The organism is Erwinia sp. B116 (assembly GCF_002865965.1).
Lineage (GTDB): Bacteria > Pseudomonadota > Gammaproteobacteria > Enterobacterales > Enterobacteriaceae > Erwinia.
Genome location: NZ_JRZZ01000013.1, coordinates 54,350 through 70,890, shown reverse-complemented (window position 1 = coordinate 70,890; position 16,541 = coordinate 54,350). Strand labels below are relative to the sequence as shown.

At 60.6% G+C, this 16,541-nt stretch carries 15 protein-coding genes; 5 read left to right on the top strand and 10 right to left on the bottom strand.

Annotated features, from left to right (window positions below; genetic code table 11):
- Positions 1 to 83 precede the first annotated feature (83 nt).
- Positions 84 to 1,463 carry an ATP-dependent RNA helicase DbpA gene (gene dbpA / locus NV64_RS11500; protein WP_101505961.1) on the bottom strand — a complete coding sequence of 460 codons (1,380 nt, stop codon included), beginning with the start codon at positions 1,461 to 1,463 and terminating at the stop codon, positions 84 to 86.
- Positions 1,464 to 1,725: 262 nt separating this feature from the next.
- Between dbpA and ttcA the strand changes: the two genes are divergently transcribed.
- The gene (gene ttcA, locus NV64_RS11495; protein WP_101505960.1) at positions 1,726 to 2,655 is read left to right on the top strand and encodes a tRNA 2-thiocytidine(32) synthetase TtcA; all 930 of its coding nucleotides are present in this window, start codon (positions 1,726 to 1,728) and stop codon (positions 2,653 to 2,655) included.
- A 28-nt stretch (positions 2,656 to 2,683) separates the two neighbouring features.
- Here the strand turns inward: ttcA and NV64_RS23695 are convergent, their stop codons facing one another.
- Both NV64_RS23695 and zntB read right to left on the bottom strand, forming a co-directional pair.
- Positions 2,684 to 2,842, bottom strand: coding sequence for a hypothetical protein (locus NV64_RS23695; RefSeq protein WP_199177654.1), 159 nt, complete (start codon positions 2,840 to 2,842; stop codon positions 2,684 to 2,686).
- Between the two features lie 275 nt (positions 2,843 to 3,117).
- Positions 3,118 to 4,101, bottom strand: coding sequence for a zinc transporter ZntB (zntB, locus tag NV64_RS11490; protein ID WP_056238202.1), 984 nt, complete (start codon positions 4,099 to 4,101; stop codon positions 3,118 to 3,120).
- Positions 4,102 to 4,440: 339 nt separating this feature from the next.
- On the opposite strand from zntB, the gene bglF reads away from it, so the two are divergent.
- Both bglF and NV64_RS11480 read left to right on the top strand, forming a co-directional pair.
- On the top strand, positions 4,441 to 6,333 hold the full coding sequence (gene bglF / locus NV64_RS11485) for a PTS beta-glucoside transporter subunit IIABC (protein WP_101505959.1): 1,893 nt from the start codon (positions 4,441 to 4,443) through the stop codon (positions 6,331 to 6,333).
- A 21-nt stretch (positions 6,334 to 6,354) separates the two neighbouring features.
- Complete coding sequence (locus tag NV64_RS11480) at positions 6,355 to 7,749, top strand: glycoside hydrolase family 1 protein (protein WP_101505958.1); 1,395 nt, start codon at positions 6,355 to 6,357, stop codon at positions 7,747 to 7,749.
- 108 nt (positions 7,750 to 7,857) lie between these two features.
- On the opposite strand, the gene licT is transcribed toward NV64_RS11480, so the two are convergent.
- The 4 genes from licT to NV64_RS11460 all read right to left on the bottom strand — a co-directional run bounded on the left by licT (position 7,858) and on the right by NV64_RS11460 (position 11,683).
- Positions 7,858 to 8,721 carry a BglG family transcription antiterminator LicT gene (gene licT / locus NV64_RS11475; RefSeq protein WP_101505957.1) on the bottom strand — a complete coding sequence of 288 codons (864 nt, stop codon included), beginning with the start codon at positions 8,719 to 8,721 and terminating at the stop codon, positions 7,858 to 7,860.
- Between the two features lie 164 nt (positions 8,722 to 8,885).
- On the bottom strand, positions 8,886 to 9,209 hold the full coding sequence (locus NV64_RS11470) for a hypothetical protein (RefSeq protein WP_056238214.1): 324 nt from the start codon (positions 9,207 to 9,209) through the stop codon (positions 8,886 to 8,888).
- A 301-nt stretch (positions 9,210 to 9,510) separates the two neighbouring features.
- Positions 9,511 to 9,636: a Hok/Gef family protein gene (locus NV64_RS11465; RefSeq protein ID WP_233208971.1), complete on the bottom strand. Its 126-nt coding sequence runs from the start codon at positions 9,634 to 9,636 to the stop codon at positions 9,511 to 9,513.
- Positions 9,637 to 10,069: 433 nt separating this feature from the next.
- A complete protein-coding gene (locus NV64_RS11460) occupies positions 10,070 to 11,683 on the bottom strand; it encodes an ABC transporter substrate-binding protein (protein ID WP_101505956.1) in 1,614 nt (537 codons plus the stop codon).
- 184 nt (positions 11,684 to 11,867) lie between these two features.
- Between NV64_RS11460 and mpaA the strand changes: the two genes are divergently transcribed.
- Positions 11,868 to 12,575 (top strand): murein tripeptide amidase MpaA, encoded by a 708-nt coding sequence (gene mpaA, locus NV64_RS11455; protein ID WP_101505955.1) that lies wholly within the window; start codon positions 11,868 to 11,870, stop codon positions 12,573 to 12,575.
- Here mpaA and ycjG read toward each other — a convergent pair.
- A complete protein-coding gene (gene ycjG, locus NV64_RS11450) occupies positions 12,572 to 13,537 on the bottom strand; it encodes an L-Ala-D/L-Glu epimerase (RefSeq protein WP_101505954.1) in 966 nt (321 codons plus the stop codon). The genes mpaA and ycjG overlap by 4 nt on opposite strands.
- Positions 13,538 to 13,702: 165 nt before the next feature.
- Here ycjG and tpx point away from each other — a divergent pair, with 165 nt between their 5' ends.
- A complete protein-coding gene (gene tpx, locus NV64_RS11445; RefSeq protein WP_056238230.1) occupies positions 13,703 to 14,206 on the top strand; it encodes a thiol peroxidase in 504 nt (167 codons plus the stop codon).
- A gap of 62 nt (positions 14,207 to 14,268) precedes the next feature.
- On the opposite strand, the gene tyrR is transcribed toward tpx, so the two are convergent.
- Together tyrR and NV64_RS11435 are read right to left on the bottom strand one after the other, a co-directional pair.
- Positions 14,269 to 15,834 (bottom strand): transcriptional regulator TyrR, encoded by a 1,566-nt coding sequence (tyrR, locus tag NV64_RS11440; protein ID WP_101505953.1) that lies wholly within the window; start codon positions 15,832 to 15,834, stop codon positions 14,269 to 14,271.
- A gap of 114 nt (positions 15,835 to 15,948) precedes the next feature.
- Positions 15,949 to 16,541 (bottom strand): TIGR01620 family protein (locus tag NV64_RS11435; RefSeq protein WP_101505952.1); only part of this gene is annotated, 593 nt, incomplete at its 5' end.

Here is a 16,541-nt window from a genome sequence, read left to right as displayed (position 1 = left end):
CACGCTGTTAACGCGGGCGGTAATATTTCGGGTCAAATGGCGAACGCTGATGCCAGCGTCAGGCTCCCTGCCCGACCGCCGGCTTACTTCATCAGCATCGCGCGGCAGGATTTACCTTTGATCTTCACCTGCTGCAGCTGTTTCATCACCTGGCGGGCCAGCGACTGGCGCACCGCCACATAGGCGTGATTCGGCGCAATCTCGATTTTACCCACCTGATCGCCCTTCAGCCCGCCGTCGCCGGTCAGCGCCCCGAGAATATCGCCAGGGCGGATCTTGGCCTTACGGCCGCCGTCGATGCACAGGGTAACCATTTCCGCCGGCAGCGCCACCGTCGCCACCGACTTCAGCTCGCTGACGCTGCGCCACTGCAGTTTTTGCTGCAGCAGATCTTCCAGCGCGTGGGCGCGGGCCATCTCGTCCGGCGCCACCAGGCTGGCGGCAAAGCCCTCCTGCCCGGCGCGGGCGGTACGGCCGATGCGGTGCACGTGAACTTCGGGATCGAAGGAGAGCTGGTAGTTAACCACCATCTCCAGCGATTTGATATCGAGGCCGCGCGCGGCGACGTCGGTAGCCACCAGCACCCGGCAGCTGGCGTTGGAGAAGCGTACCAGCACGCGATCGCGGTCGCGCTGTTCGAGGTCGCCGTGCAGCGCCAGCGCGCTGATCTGCGCGCTTTCCAGCGCGGCTGCGATGTCGTCGCACTCGCGGCGGGTGTTACAGAACACCACGCAGGAGGCCGGCTTACGCTCGCTCAGCAGGCCGGTCAGCGCCTGCAGTTTCTCCCGCGAGCCGGCCTCATAGAACACCTGCTCGATGGCAGGCAGATCGGAGACGTCGCCGGTTTCCACGGTCAGCGGGTCGCGCTGGATGCGCTGGCTGATCTGCGCGATATCCTGCGGCCAGGTGGCGGAGAACAGCAGCGTCTGCCGCTGCGGCGGGCAGTAGCTGACGATCTCGTTGATATCGTCCCGGAAGCCCATCTCCAGCATGCGGTCGGCTTCATCCAGCACCAGCGTTTTGACGCCGTCGAGCCCGAGGGTTTCGCGCTTCAGGTGATCGAGAATGCGCCCCGGCGTGCCGACCACGATATGCGGCGCGTGCACCAGCGAGTCGCGCTGCGCGCTGACCGGCTGGCCGCCGCACAGCGTCAGGATCTTGATATTGGCGGTGAAACGCGCCAGCCGGCGCAGCTCTTTGCTGACCTGATCGGCCAGTTCACGCGTCGGGCACAGCACCAGCGCCTGGGTGACGTACTGGCTGGCGTCAATCACGTGCATCACGCCGAGGCCGAAGGCGGCGGTTTTGCCGCTGCCGGTTTTGGCCTGGGCACGCACGTCACGCCCGGCGAGGATCGCCGGCAGCGCTTCGGCCTGCACCGGGGTCATCACGGTGTAGCCCAGCTCGTTAAGGTTGTCGATCTGGCTGGCGGGCAGTTGGGTCAGGGTGGAAAAAGCAGTCACGGGATGATTCTCAAAACAGCAAAGGAAGATGGCGCGGATTGTAGCAGATAACCCGTCCGCAGGGCGACTTTCCGCGCGGTGGCCCCGCCCGGCTGCCCGCTGCGGGTGCGCATCCTGCCCGGCCGTCGCTCGGGTGCGGTTAATGCACCACAAATCGTGCTGGAATTCCCCCGCGGAATCCGTACCATACACGCCATCAGGGCTTACCCACCGTTACCGTGGAATAAACCCGCCACTAATTCCGAGTTGAGAACGTCAGAAAATGCTATCGAATCCAGAGACCGCCAAAAAAGATCAATACAATCTGAACAAGCTGCAGAAGCGCCTGCGCCGTAACGTCGGCCAGGCGATTGCCGACTTCAATATGATCGAAGAGGGTGACCGTATCATGGTCTGCCTGTCAGGCGGTAAAGACAGCTACACCATGCTGGAGATCCTGCGCAATCTGCAGCAGAGCGCGCCGATTTCGTTCTCGCTGGTGGCGGTCAATCTCGATCAGAAGCAGCCGGGCTTCCCGGGCCACATTCTGCCGGAGTACCTGGAGCAGCAGGGCGTGGAGTACAGGATTGTTGAAGAGAACACCTACGCCATCGTTAAAGAGAAGATCCCGGAAGGCAAAACCACCTGTTCGCTCTGTTCGCGCCTGCGCCGCGGCATTCTCTATCGCACCGCTACCGAGCTGGGCTGTACTAAGATCGCCCTTGGCCACCACCGCGACGATATCCTGCAGACGCTGTTCCTGAATATGTTCTACGGCGGCAAGATGAAAGGCATGCCGCCGAAGCTGATGAGCGACGACGGTAAGCATATCGTGATCCGCCCGCTGGCCTACTGCCGCGAGAAGGATATCGAACGCTTCGCCATCGCCCGCGAATACCCGATTATCCCGTGCAACCTTTGCGGTTCGCAGCCCAACCTGCAGCGTCAGGTGGTAGGCGAGATGCTGCGCGACTGGGATAAGCGCTATCCTGGGCGCATTGAAACCATGTTCAGCGCCATGCAGAACGTGGTGCCGTCCCACCTTGCCGACCACCAGCTGTTCGACTTCAAGGGCATTCAGCACGGCAGCGAGGTGGTTGACGGCGGCGATCTGGCCTTTGACCGCGAAACGCTGCCGGTGCAGCCTGCCGGCTGGCAGCCGGAAGAGCAGGATGACGCGCCGGTGCGTCTCGACGTGCTGGAAATTCGCTAAGCCAATCCTGCCCTGCCTGCACGCTGTCTTAACGGTGCGCCGGCGGGTCAATAATCGGGTGTGGATCGATCGGCGGCGGATCGGGCAGTGACGGGTCCGGCGGCGGCGTCGGCTGCGGTCCGGGGATCGGCAGCGGGTCGCTGAGCGGTTCTGAGCTGCGAATGTGCGGATGGATAGCGGATAACATGGCGTCCTCCTCGGTAAGGTCGAACCTTAAGCGTAGAAGATCTGGCCCGGCTGGCAAACCGGCAAAAAAAAACCGGCCAGCGGCCGGCGTCGTGCGAATTAAATGCGCTGAGCATTAATTCTGAAAGGAAGTCAGACAATATGGAGCGTAACGCCCATCGCTTGACGTTACATTCACCTGCGAAATGAAGTTTGCCGCGAAGCCGTCGCGGCGTTATTGATTTCGATCAGGTTCCGCACGCTTTCCGCGATTTTATCTGCTGCCTTTGTATTTTTTTACAGCCATTTACGTCGCCGTAACCACCATGCAACGCCCGAAACCAGCACCGCTAACAGCAGGCAGAACAGGCCAAAGCCAAAGCGCCACTCGCCCCCCGGAATGCCGCCGAGGTTAACGCCGAACAGGCCGGTGAGGAAGGTGGTCGGCAGGAAGATCATCGCCATCAGCGACATGGTGTAGGTCCGGCGGTTCATCGCCTCGGCCATTACCGTGCTGATCTCATCGGACAGCACGCCGGTCCGCGCCACGCTGGCGTCCAGGTCGTCCAGCCCGCGCCCCAGCCGGTCGGCGATATCCTGCATGCGGCGGCGGTCGTCGTCGCTCATCCACGGCAGGCGCTCGCTGGCCAGCCGCGAAAACACGTCGCGCTGCGGCGCCATATACCGGCGCATAATAATCAGCTGCTTGCGAATTAAAGCCAGCTCGCCGCGCGGCGGCACGCGCTGGTCGACCACCGCGTCCTCCAGCTCGATGATTTTGTCGTGCAGGTCCTCGATAAACTCGCTGGTGTGGTCGGTCAGCGCGTCACAGACGTCCACCAGCCAGCTGCCGCCGTCGGTAGGTCCGTTGCCGTTGTTCAGGTCGGTCAGCACTTCATCAATAGCGAACACCTTGCGGCGGCGCGTCGAGACGATCAGCTTTTCGTTGATAAACACCCGGATCACCACCAGCTGGTCGGGGCGCGACTCGCTGTTGAGGTTCACGCTACGCAGGGTGATCATCGTGCCGTCGCCCAGCCGGCTGACCCGCGGCCGCATGCTGTCGCCGCCCAGCGCATCCCTGACCGCATCCGGCAGCAGCGGCGTCGACATCAGCCAGTCAGCGCTGGCGCGGTGGGTGTAGTTCAGATGCAGCCAGCACGGACGGTCGCAATGGACCACTTCGCTGTTCTCAATCGGGATCAGCCCGCCCTTCCCGTCCAGCTGGCAGGAGATAATGGCGTCTGATACCTGTAACGCATTGCCTGAAATTGACTCCATTGTGTCTCCGGATTCAGCATAATCAATGCGATACAGTTTAGCCTGTCCGCCCAGGCTTGCATAATCGCACGCGCGGCAACAGCGGTGAGAAAGCGTATCAAACTGCTACCAAAAGCGGATCGCGGTCACGAAAATCAGTTTTGATCTGCCACACCTCTTGCTAATTATCCGCCGCTGGGGAACTATCGCTGCACTAAAAACAGGATTGCTACTGAGCTTCAGGCAAAACCTAAATCGCTTTTCTTGCGCCCTTCGGGCCCTGCAGAGGCGGTTTAGGTTTTTTTTTGGCCTGAATTCGGTAACGGTCGCATGACAAGATGTCTGAACCAGGAGCGTACAATGAAGTATCAGGGGTTATCAGAAGAGATTCTGCAGGGCGTTGGCGGGAAAGAGAACATCACCTCGGTGATGCACTGTGCCACCCGCCTGCGTTTCAAACTTAAAGACAGCAAAAAAGCCGACACCGCCGGGCTGAAAGACAACGCCGGGGTGATCATGGTGGTAGAGAGCGGCGGCCAGTACCAGGTGGTGATTGGCAACCACGTCAGTGACGTCTATCAGGCGCTGCTGAAGATCGCAGGCCTGGGAGACGGTGCCGACAGCAGCGACGACGGCCAGCAGAAAGGGTCGCTGTTTGCCCGCTTTATCGATATCGTCTCCGGCATCTTCACCCCGTTTGTCGGCGTAATGGCGGCGGCCGGTATTCTGAAAGGTCTGCTGGCGCTGGCGCTGGCCTTTGGCCTGACCACCGAAGCCTCCGGCACATATATCACTCTGTTCGCCGCCAGCGACGCGGTGTTCTACTTCCTGCCGGTGATCCTCGGCTACAGCGCCGGTAAAAAGTTTGGCGGCAACCCGTTTATCACCATGATTATCGGCGCTGCGCTGATCCATCCGTCGATGATGGCCGCCTTTTCCGCCGCTCAGGCCGGCAGCGCCCCGCTGCACTTCTTCGGCGTGCCGATGATCCTGATTAACTACAGTTCGTCGGTGATCCCGATTATCTTCGCCGCGTGGTTCTCCTGCGTGATCGAGCGCCTGATCCATCAGCGCCTGCCGTCGGCGATCCGTAACTTTACCACCCCGCTGATCTGCCTGGCTGTCGTGGTGCCGGTGACCTTCCTGGTGATCGGCCCGGCCGCCACCTGGGTTAGCGAGCTGCTGGCGGCGGGCTATCTGCACGCCTACACCTTCAGCCCAACCTTTGCCGGCGCGTTTATGGGTGCCTTCTGGCAGGTGTGCGTAATCTTCGGTCTGCACTGGGGCCTGGTGCCGATTATGCTTAACAACCTGGCGGTACACGGTGCCGATACCCTGCTGCCGCTGCTGATGCCGGCGGTGCTCGGCCAGGCCGGTGCCACGCTGGGCGTACTGCTGCGTACCCGTGACCTGAAGCTGAAAGGGATTGCCGCCTCGGCGTTCAGCGCCAGCCTGTTCGGTATTACCGAACCGGCGGTGTACGGCGTCACTTTACCGAAGCGTCGTCCGTTTATCTTTGGCTGCATCGGCGGTGCGATGGGTGCCGCGGTGCTCGGCTTCTGGCACACCACCAGCTACTCCTTTGGCCTGCCGTCGGTGTTTACCTTCAGTCAGGTGGTGCCAAAAACCGGTTTTGACGCCAGCGTGATGGCGGCGATTGCCGGCGCGCTGATCGCCTTTGGCTTTGCCGCAGTAACCACCGCGCTGTTTGGTTTACCGAATGAGGCCGTTGCGGCTGCACAGACCGCGGCGCCTGCTGCTGCCGAATCCGCCCCGGTTAACCCGGATCTGCTGAATAAGGCGTCGCTGGCCAGCCCAATGACCGGCGCGGTGGTTGCTCTGGAACAGGTGGCCGACGAAACCTTTGCCAGCGGCCTGCTGGGCAAAGGCATCGCTATCAAACCCACCGAAGGCCGGGTTTATTCGCCGGTGAACGGCACGGTCGCTTCGCTGTTCCGCACCCGCCATGCGATTGGCCTGGAAGCGGAAAACGGCGCGGAGGTGCTGATCCACGTCGGCATCGATACGGTGAAGCTGGATGGTCAGCACTTTATTGCCCACGTTAAGCAGGACGACAGCGTGCGCGTCGGCGACCTGCTGATCGAATTCGATATCCCGGCGATTACCGCCGCAGGCTATGACCTGACCACCCCGGTGCTGGTCAGCAACAGCGATGACTATATTGACGTGCTGGCCGCCAGCCCGCAGCCCGACGTGGCCGCCGGTGAGCCGCTGCTGACGCTGATTAAATAAATTTTCATAAGGAGAATCATCATGACTCAACGTTTCCCACAACACTTCCTCTGGGGCGGTGCGGTTGCCGCTAACCAGGTTGAAGGCGCATGGCAGGCCGATGGCAAGGGCATCTCCACCTCCGATCTGCAGCCGCACGGCATTTTCGGTGAACGCGTGGAGCGTCAGGCTGGCGATTTCGGTATTAAAGACGAGGCGATCGACTTCTACCACCGCTACCCGGAGGACATCAGGCTGTTCGCCGAGATGGGCTTCACCGTGCTGCGCACCTCCATCGCCTGGACGCGCATCTTCCCGGAAGGTGACGAAGCGCAGCCGAACGAGGCGGGCCTGGCCTTCTACGATCGCCTGTTCGATGAGATGGCGAAGTACAACATCAAGCCGCTGGTGACCCTCTCCCACTACGAGATGCCGTACGGGCTGATTAAAAAGTACGGCGGCTGGGGCAGCCGTACCACCATCGACTGTTTCGTGAATTATGCAGAGACCGTGTTTACGCGTTACAAAGACAAGGTGAAGCACTGGCTGACCTTTAACGAGATCAACATGTCGCTGCACGCGCCGTTCACCGGCGTCGGTCTGCCGGAAGAGAGCAATAAGCAGGCGGTGTATCAGGCGATTCACCACCAGCTGGTGGCCAGCGCCCGCGCGGTGAAAGCCTGTCATACCCTGATCCCGGACGCTAAAATCGGCAATATGCTGCTGGGTGCGATGCTCTATCCGCTGACCTGCAAACCGGCCGACGTGCTGGAAACGCTGGCGCAGAACCGCGACTGGCTGTTCTTCGGCGACGTGCAGACGCGCGGCTACTACCCGTCCTACATGAACCGCTACTTTAGAGAGCAGGGTATCACCCTGGAAATCAGCGAGCAGGACAAGGCCGACCTGCGCGAGCCGATCGATTTTATCTCTTTCAGCTACTATATGACCGGCTGCGTAACCACCGACGAAGAGCACAACCAGAAAGCGCGCGCCAATATCCTGAATATGGTGCCGAATCCGCACCTGGCCAGTTCAGAGTGGGGCTGGCAGATTGACCCGGAAGGGCTGCGCTATCTGATGAACGTGCTGTATGACCGCTACCAGAAGCCGCTGTTTATCGTCGAAAACGGCCTGGGCGCGCGCGATACGGTGGAACCCGACGGCTCGATCAACGATGACTACCGCATCGCTTACCTGAACGATCACCTGGTACAGGTGCGTGAAGCGATTGAAGACGGTGTTGAAGTGCTGGGCTACACCTGCTGGGGGCCGATCGACCTGGTCAGCGCCTCGAAAGCGGAGTTCTCCAAGCGTTACGGCTTTATCTACGTCGATCGCGACGACCAGGGCAACGGCACTCTCGCCCGCAGCCGCAAGAAAAGCTTCTTCTGGTATCAGGACGTGATTAAAACCCACGGTGAATCACTGAAGTAAAAAACATAAGGGCAGCGATTCGCTGCCCTTATGTTTGCGTGCCCGGTTAATGACGTTGCCTGTACCAGCCCTCTGCGGCCTCCCTGCCGCCACCATCATGCGCTAGCGTTACGCTTCGTCCGCACTCTCATCCAGCGCCAGCGTCTCCTTACGCACCCGTTCAATATGGATGGTGAGGAACATGCGTTCTTCGCTGCCCAGCGCGTAGTCATAGTTTTTCATCACGTGGCGGTCGATCTTCTCCACGCACTTATAGGCGGCGGGATAACGCTCACGTACCACGTCGTGCAGTGAATCATCGTCGCTGTAGACGCCGCGTTTGCCAAGCATGCGCTGCGAAAAGAACTTCAGGTGGGTGACAAAGCGGTTATAGCTCAGCGAGTCGGTCTGATAGTCCAGCTGCAGCTGGTACTTTACGATATGCAGGATCTCCTGCATAAATCTGGTGATATGCATCACCGCCGGCATTTCGCTGCCCAGCTGGGCGTTAACCAGGTGCAGGGCAATAAAACCGGCTTCGTCGTCCGGCAGCCTGACCTTCAGCCGTTTTTCGATGATATCCAGCGCCGCCAGACCAATGCCATACTCTTTCGGATAGAGGCTGCGGATTTCCCACTGCAACACGTTGCGGATCGGCAGGTTTTGCTGGTGGCGCGTCAGGGCAAAGTTAACGTGATCGGTCAGCGCTATCGCCAGGCTGTCGTGCAGCGCGCCGCTGAGCTGCTCGCGCGCCAGCGCGATAATACATTCCGAGGCGATAACCACCTCCAGCGGGATCTCAGAGAGCAGCTCGGTTAAGCGCCCGGTCAGTTCATGGCTTTTCAGGGCGAAGGTTTTTTCCACCAGCTGCGGGTCCAGCTCGTCGCCCGCGCGTTTTTTAAACGCCAGACCGCGCCCCATTACCACCTGTTCCTGGCCCTGCTGGTCATGCACGATGACCACATTATTATTAAGTACTTTCGCTATTATCATTTTTTTGGCCTGAAAACAAAAAAACCCGACCGCCGGTGGAGTCCGGAGATCAGGTTTTGCCTGCGTAAATGCAGTAACAATCCAGTAGTGGTAACACGATAATCCTTTATACGACCGTCTCAAGCGGTCAGAGGCTGAAATGTGATTCAGCTCGCGATCTGTTTTCAGCCAGGCTGCGTACACTTTGCCTGGGTTAACGCCTGCAGCTGTTTTTCCCGCTTATCGGCCTGGCTTTGCGCCCGCGCCTTAGCGATACCGTTACCCACCCCAAAGTCCAGCAGCACGCCGACCATCGTCAGACCGTCGAATTCGCCTTTCTTATCAATCTGCTGCTGGACCTGCTGCTGTTCAGCCGTCAGCTTCTGCGCGCCCTGGCAGTCCAGCTGGGTTTGCTGCACGTTGCTCAACGGCGGCGAGTCGGGATAGCTTTTCACTGCGCAGCCGCTGAGCAGCAGGCTGACGGTCAGCAGGCCGGTTATTGTTTTCATGATGAGACCCTGATGGTGTAAGAGTGGCTGATTATGGCAGCGCGGCCCGCGGGCAATAGGTCGAACAGCAGCGTTAAGGGGGGGTATTTCCTGGCGATAAAAAGATGAGTTTTCTTAGCAGTTGGTAAAAAACTTCGGATAAACCTGACCATTCATATCCTGCCAAATAAATAACAGCTAAAAACCATCGGGTTAATAAAAAAAGCGCTCTCCGCATCTGTGAAGAGCGCTTGATAAAAGCGCCTGGGTGCAAAACTCCATCAGTCCTGATAAGGCGGGCTTACCCCCGCCTTAAAACAGACTACTTACCGTCAGATCCGCAAGCCAGTCTGGCTGCCACCTCCCTTTCTCCATCCTTCAGCCTTAACTCACACAGCGAGCGCCGCGTCAGGAGCGTGAATATCAGTAATGTTATACACAGTATCAATACGCACCCGATCAGGGGGTTGTTCGGCAGTTTCATGACCGTCTTCTCCTTGCCTTGAGGCAGGTAAGAGGCTATCCTGATGTTGTGAAGCATAGGGTAGGCCTCGGGGTTAATGAAAATTAACTTCGGGGCTTTTCTACTTTATGCCACAGACAAATCAGCATTTCTGCACGTCGCCCGGGCAAAAAGCCGCAAGCGCCGCGGTTATTATATCGTCAGAGAGCAACATGTTTCCAGGAGCAGTAAGCGCGTAATTAAAAGGCCAGCAGTTTAATATGTCGCATTAATCGCCCGTATTTACCGAGGCAACTCAATAGCATTAACAACAGTTTAACGCCTTCACTCCGCCGCCCCGACCTGCCATTAAAAAAAGGCCAGCGGTTTCTCCGTTGGCCTTTACTTTAATTACCGCTAACCGTTAAATATCCCGTTATCAGTGCTGCACAATATACAGCTGACGGCTGTAAGCCACGTCTTCCGGGTTATTAATTGGATAACCTTTCACGTAAGGCTTAATTAACCGTCCGTTGGTGTACTGATAGATCGGTGCAATCGGCGCCTGGTCGGCAATTAACTGTTCGGCACGGTTGTAGGCGGCGTTGCGCGCCTGCGCATCGGTCAGCTGGCTGGCCTGGGCGAGAATAGCGTCGTACTCTTTGCTGTTAAAGCGCGAGATATTGCCGCTGTGGGTTGAACCCAGCAGGCTGAGGAAGGTGGACGGCTCGTTGTAATCACCGACCCAGGAGGCGCGGATCACGTCAAAGTTACCGCTGCTGCGGCTGTCGATGTAGGTTTTCCACTCCTGGTTCTGCAGCTTAACGTTAACCCCGAGGTTCTTCTTCCACATTGAGGCCACGGCGATGGCGATCTTCTGGTTATTCTCAGAGGAGTTATACAGCAGGGTCAGATCGAGCGGCTTCGACGGCCCGTAGCCCGCCGCCGCCAGCAGCGCCTTAGCCTGCAGATTCAGTTCCGCCTGGCTGTGCTGCTGAATAAAGCTGGCCTTCGGGCTGAAGCCGGCGGTAACGTCCGGGGTAAAGTGCCAGGCGGGCTTTTCACCGCTGCCGACCACTTTGCCGGCGATAATCTGCCGGTCGATGCTCCAGGAGAGCGCCTGGCGCACGCGGGCGTCGGCGGTGGGCCCTTTCCGGGTGTTAAACGCGTAGTAGTAGGTGCCCAGCTGGTCCGGGGTGTAGACCTGGCCCGGCAGCTGCTTTTTCAGCATGGCAAACTGCTCTTTCGGGAAGGATTCGGTGATGTCGATCTCGCCGGCCCGGTAGCGTTTCGCCGCGCTGGACTCGGAGCTGAGCGGCAGGAAGGTCACTTTAGTCAGCACCGAGTGGGCGTCATCCCAGTAATGGCTATTGCGCACCAGCACCAGCTTCTCATTCACCACCCGGCTTTCCAGCTGATAGGCTCCGTTACCCACCAGGTTGCCCGGCCGCGTCCACTGCTCGCCGAACCCGGCAATCACCTTCTGCGGCACCGGGAACAGGCTGAAGTTGCTGGTCAGGCTGGCGAACCACGGCAGCGGCTTGTCCAGCGTCACCTTAAGGTGGGTGGCATCCACCGCGCTGACGCCGAGTTTATCCGCGCTCATTTCGCCTTTGACGATCGCCGCCGCGTTTTCTATCCCCGCCAGCGCGGCGAACCACGCGAAGGTGGAGCTGGTTTTCGGGTCGACCAGCCGCTGCCAGCTGTAAACAAAGTCGGCAGCGGTGACAGGGTCACCGTTTGACCAGCGCGCGTCTTTACGCAGGGTGAAAATCCAGGTTTTGTTATCGCTGGTCTGCCAGCTGGTCGCGACGCCGGGCACGGTTTTACCGCTGGCGTCCTGGCTGGTCAGCCCCTCAAACAGATCGCGGATCACCGGGATCTCCGGCAGGCCGACCGCTTTGGCCGGATCGAGCGAGGCAGGCTCATCTTTTATATGACGGATAATCTCCTGACTGGCGGCCAGCGGGGTGCCGGCCGGCACCTCGGCGGCCAGCGAAGCAAAACTCAGGCACGCCGCCAGCGCGCCCAGCGTAAATCGGGTTTTCTGCATCCTGAACTTCTCCATGCCTGGCCGGCGGCGGGCGCACCACTGTAGCCGCGCCGCGGGGTAACTGAGGAAAACGACTGCTGGCACTGTAGCGTAAAATGTTGTCAGACCGACAGACTTTTCAACAGGATGTGTTTCGCGCCGCAAATTTATGCCACAGTGAAGGGCCAACATTGAGGAGCCGACTATGTTAAACCACCAGCCGCGCCCGCTGCGCGGGCCACTCGACCTTGCGGTGCAGCAGTACGGTAGCTCGGTGCTCGGCGCACCGTTACTGTGGTTTCCGGCGCTGCAGGCAGACGCCGACAGCGGGCTGATCCTTGCCGGCACCCACGGTGACGAAGCCGCCAGTATCGTCACCCTCTCCTGTGCCCTGCGCACGCTGCCGGAGGCGCTGCGCCGCCACCACGTGGTGCTGGCGGTGAATCCGGACGGCTGCCAGCTGGGGCTGCGCGCCAACGCGCGCGGGGTGGATTTGAACCGCAACTTTCCGGCGGCCAACTGGCAGCCGGGTGAGACGGTATATCGCTGGAACAGCGCGGCAGATGAACGTGACGTGCGGCTGTCCAGCGGCGAGCAGGCCGGTTCGGAGCCGGAGACCCAGGCATTGTGCCAGCTGATCCATCAGCTGCAACCGCGCTGGGTGGTCACCTTCCACGAGCCGCTGGCCTGTATTGAAGATCCGCAGGCCAGCCCGCTCGGCCACTGGCTGGCAGAGCAGACCGCGCTGCCGCTGGTCAGCAGCGTCGGCTACGCCACACCCGGCTCGTTTGGCAGCTGGTGCGCCGACCTCAGCCTGCCGGTGATCACCGCCGAGCTGCCGGCCATCTCGACCGATGAGGCCAGCGAACGCTATCTGGCGGCGATGACCGCACTGCTGCGCTGGCAGGCTTAGAGCTGGATGCGCCCACCGTGAAAATCCAGCGCCGGATCGGCGTCTACCGCCAGCCAGGTGGGGCCGTCAAGATCGGCAAAGCGCACCCTTGGTGCCAGCGGCAGCGCGGCGCGGATCGCCCTTGAGGTGCAGAGCATGCACCCCAGCATCAGCGAAAATCCCTGCGCCTGCGCGGCATCGGCCAGCGCCAGCGCTTCGGTCAGCCCGCCGGTTTTGTCCAGCTTGATATTGACCATCTCATAGCGCCCGCGCAGCGCCGGCAGGCTGTCACGGGTGTGGCAGCTCTCATCGGCGCAGATCGGCAGCGGGTGGATAAAGGTCTCTAATGCGGCGTCTTCGCCGGCGGGCAGCGGCTGTTCCAGCATGGCGATATTGAGGTCGGCCAGCAGCTGGCAGCGTTCAGCCAGCCCCTCGCCGTGCCAGGATTCGTTGGCGTCAACGATCAGCGTCGCCTCCGGCACCGCCGCGCGGATCGCCACCAGCCGTTCGGCGATCAGGTGGTTATCGAGCTTAATTTTCAGCAGGCGCGCGCCGTTTTCCCACAGCGCCAGCGCGCTGCTGGCCATCATCTGCGGCAGGTCGATGGTGACGGTTTGTGCGGTCTCCACCCGCGCCGGGGCGCTGGCTGCCGTCAGTTGCCACAGGCTGCGGCCGCTCAGTTGTGACTCCAGCTGCCACAGCGCACTGTCAATGGCGTTGCGGGCAGCCCCGGCCGGCAGCGCCTGTTGCAGTTCTGCGCGGCTCATACCCTGCTGCAGCGCGGCGATCAGCGGGGCAATCTGCGCCAGTACTGAACCTTCGGTTTCGCCGTAGCGCCCGTATGGCGTGGACTCGCCCTGCACCCTGATGCCCTGTTCTTCCAGCTCCACCACCACCACCGCTGCCTCGCTGCGGCTGCCGCGGGCAATGACAAACGGCGTGTGCAGGGGCCAGCTTTCCGGGTAAACCTTAACCGTTCTCATCGTCACCTTCCTGTTCAGGTTTGATACCCGCCATATCTTCAGTCCATACACGCATAACGCCGGGCGAACCCTCACTGCTATGCGTCTGTTTTTTTACTGTTTCCCTGCCGCGGCATGACATACACTGGGGGCGCTTAAACACCATTAACATACAAAGGATAGTTTATGTCTCAGACCGTACATTTTCAGGGCAACCCGGTTGCCGTCGATGGCCTGCTGCCGGCCCCGGGCCAGGTAGCCAAACCCTTCACCCTGGTAGCCAAAGACCTTTCCGATGTGGCGCTGTCCAGCTTCGCCGGCAAGCGCAAGGTACTGAATATCTTCCCAAGCATTGATACCGGCGTGTGTGCCGCCTCGGTGCGTAAATTTAACCAGCTGGCCGGCGACGCGGAAAACACCGTGGTGCTGTGCATCTCCGCCGACCTGCCGTTTGCGCAGTCACGCTTCTGCGGCGCGGAAGGCCTGAACAACGTGGTAACCCTCTCCACCCTGCGCGGCGCGAGCTTCATCCAGGACTACGGCGTGGCGATCGCAGCTGGCCCGCTGAGCGGCCTGGCGGCACGTGCGGTAGTGGTGCTGGACGAGCAGGATAACGTGATTTACAGCGAGCTGGTGAATGAAATCACCACCGAGCCGGACTACGATGCGGCCCTGGCGGCGCTGAAGTAATCTCTGCGGGCCGCCCCTCCGGGCGGCCCGTTGTTTTCCCAGCCGGATCGCCGGTTTCCGCGTTACTCCCCGTCGCTTTTCTTCTGGCTCAGGCCATACTCACGCAGCTTATTGGCGATCGCCGTATGCGAGACGCCCAGCCGTTTGGCCAGTTTGCGGGTGCTCGGATAGGAGAGATAGAGCCGGGTCAGCACCGAACGTTCAAAGCGGCTGGTAATGTCATCCAGCGATCCTTCGATCGCCTCATCACCCAGCGGCATCTCCAGCGCATACTCAGGCAACACGATATCCTGCGGCCGCTGTTCGTAGCCTTCCAGCTGGGTGAGCGCCCGGTACAGCGTATTTTTCAGCTGGCGCACGTTGCCCGGCCAGGTGTAACGGGTCAGAAATGCGTTCAGCTGTGGCGACAGCTTTGGCCGCGCCATGCCCTGCTCATCGGCAAAGCGGGCGACGAACAGGTCGGTGAGCGGCAGAATATCCTGCGGACGATCGCGCAGCGGCGGCAGGTTCAGCGTCAGCACGTTCAGCCGATAGAACAGGTCTTCACGGAACTCGCCGCGCTGCACCAGCTCCAGCAGATTTTTCTGCGTGGCGCAGATCACCCGCACGTTGACGTGTACCTCGTGCTCTTCACCCACCCGGCGGAAGGTGCCGTCGTTGAGGAAGCGCAGCAGCTTGGTCTGCATGCGCGGGGACATCTCGCCGATCTCATCCAGCAGCACCGAACCGCCGCTGGCCTGCTCAAAGAAACCCTTTTTACCTTCCAGCGCGTTCGGGTAAGCCCCGGCGGCGTGACCAAACAGCTCGCTTTCTGCCACATCGTCCGGCAGCGAGGCACAGTTAAGCGCCAGGAACGGGTTTTTGCCGCGCGCGCTGCGCAGATGGCAGGCGCGCGCCAGCATATCCTTGCCGGTACCGGTGTCGCCGACGATCAGCAGCGGCGCGTCGAGCATCGCCAGCTTGCGCGCCTGATCGACCACCTGCCGCATCTTACCGCTGACGGCGACGATATGCTGGAATTCGCTGTCGTCGTTGACCGCCAGGTTCTGCAGCTGCTGCCCCATGCGCGCGGTGGACTTGAGCATCACCACCCCGCCGACCGGCATCACCGTTTGCTGCTCATCATCACGGCCGTAAATTGGGGTAATCTCCAGCAGGAAATCGCGCCCCTGCAGCACCACGTGATGCGCCTGAGCGGTAATCTGCTCGCTCTCCAGCCAGCGGGTGAAGTTGAACCCGCCGATCAGCGCGCCCGCGCTGTGGCTGCGGATTTTCTCTTCGTTGAGATCGAACAACGACTGCGCCGCCGGGTTAGCCAGCTCCACTTTGCCTTTCATATCGATGGAGAACACCGGCTCCGGCAGCGCCACCAGCAGCGCGCTCAGCGCCCGGTGCTCGCGCTCTGAGGGCAGAAACGCCACGGTGCGCACGTCGGTTACGCCGGGGATGCGGCGGATTTCCGCCATCAGCTGGCTGAACTGCTCGAAGCCGATGGTGGAGAAGTTGAGGTAGATGCGGCCGATGGCGGCAATTTCGATGCCGCGCAGGTCGATAGCGCGCTCCACCAGCAGGTCCAGCAGTTCGCGGGTCAGACCAATCCGGTCCTTACAAAAGACTTCAAGACGCATATGTTTTAACCTTCGTGAACGGCAGCAGGGTCATTAACGCCAATCATACGCTATCCCCTGTTTGTCCAGAAGTGGTGTGTCAGCATAAGTTGACACGCAACCCCTGCTTTTGTGTTACTTCGCGTTTTTATCGCGCGCCAGCGTCTCTTTTAACTGCCCCAGCAGCTCGCGCCGGAAATCGCCGAGGCGGGGTTTATCCTCCTCAAGCCACGGCAGCGGGCGGCACAGCTCCATCGCTTTAATGCCTAACCGGGCGGTCAGCAGGCCGGCACCAATGCCCTGCGCGGCGCGGGCGGAGAGGCGCGCCGCCAGATCCTGCGACATCCAGTCCATGCCCACTTCGCGCACCAGTTCAGAGGCGCCGGCAAAAGCGATATTGATTAATACCAGGCGAAACAGACGGATACGGCTGAAGTAGCCCAGCTCAATGCCGTACAACGCCGCAATCCGGTTCACCAGACGCAGGTTGCGCCAGGCGATAAACGCCATGTCTACCAGCGCCAGCGGGCTGACGGCGATCATCAGGGTCGACTCGGCGGCACAGCGGCTGATTTCGCGGCGCGCCTGGCGATCCAGCTGCGGCTGCACCAGCCGGGCATAGAGCATCACCACTTCACGATCGTTATGGGTTTCGTGCAGCGCAGCCTGCCAGCGCTGTAACGCCGGGTTGCCAGCGTCCAGCCCGGCCTGGCGCGCCAGCCGTTCAC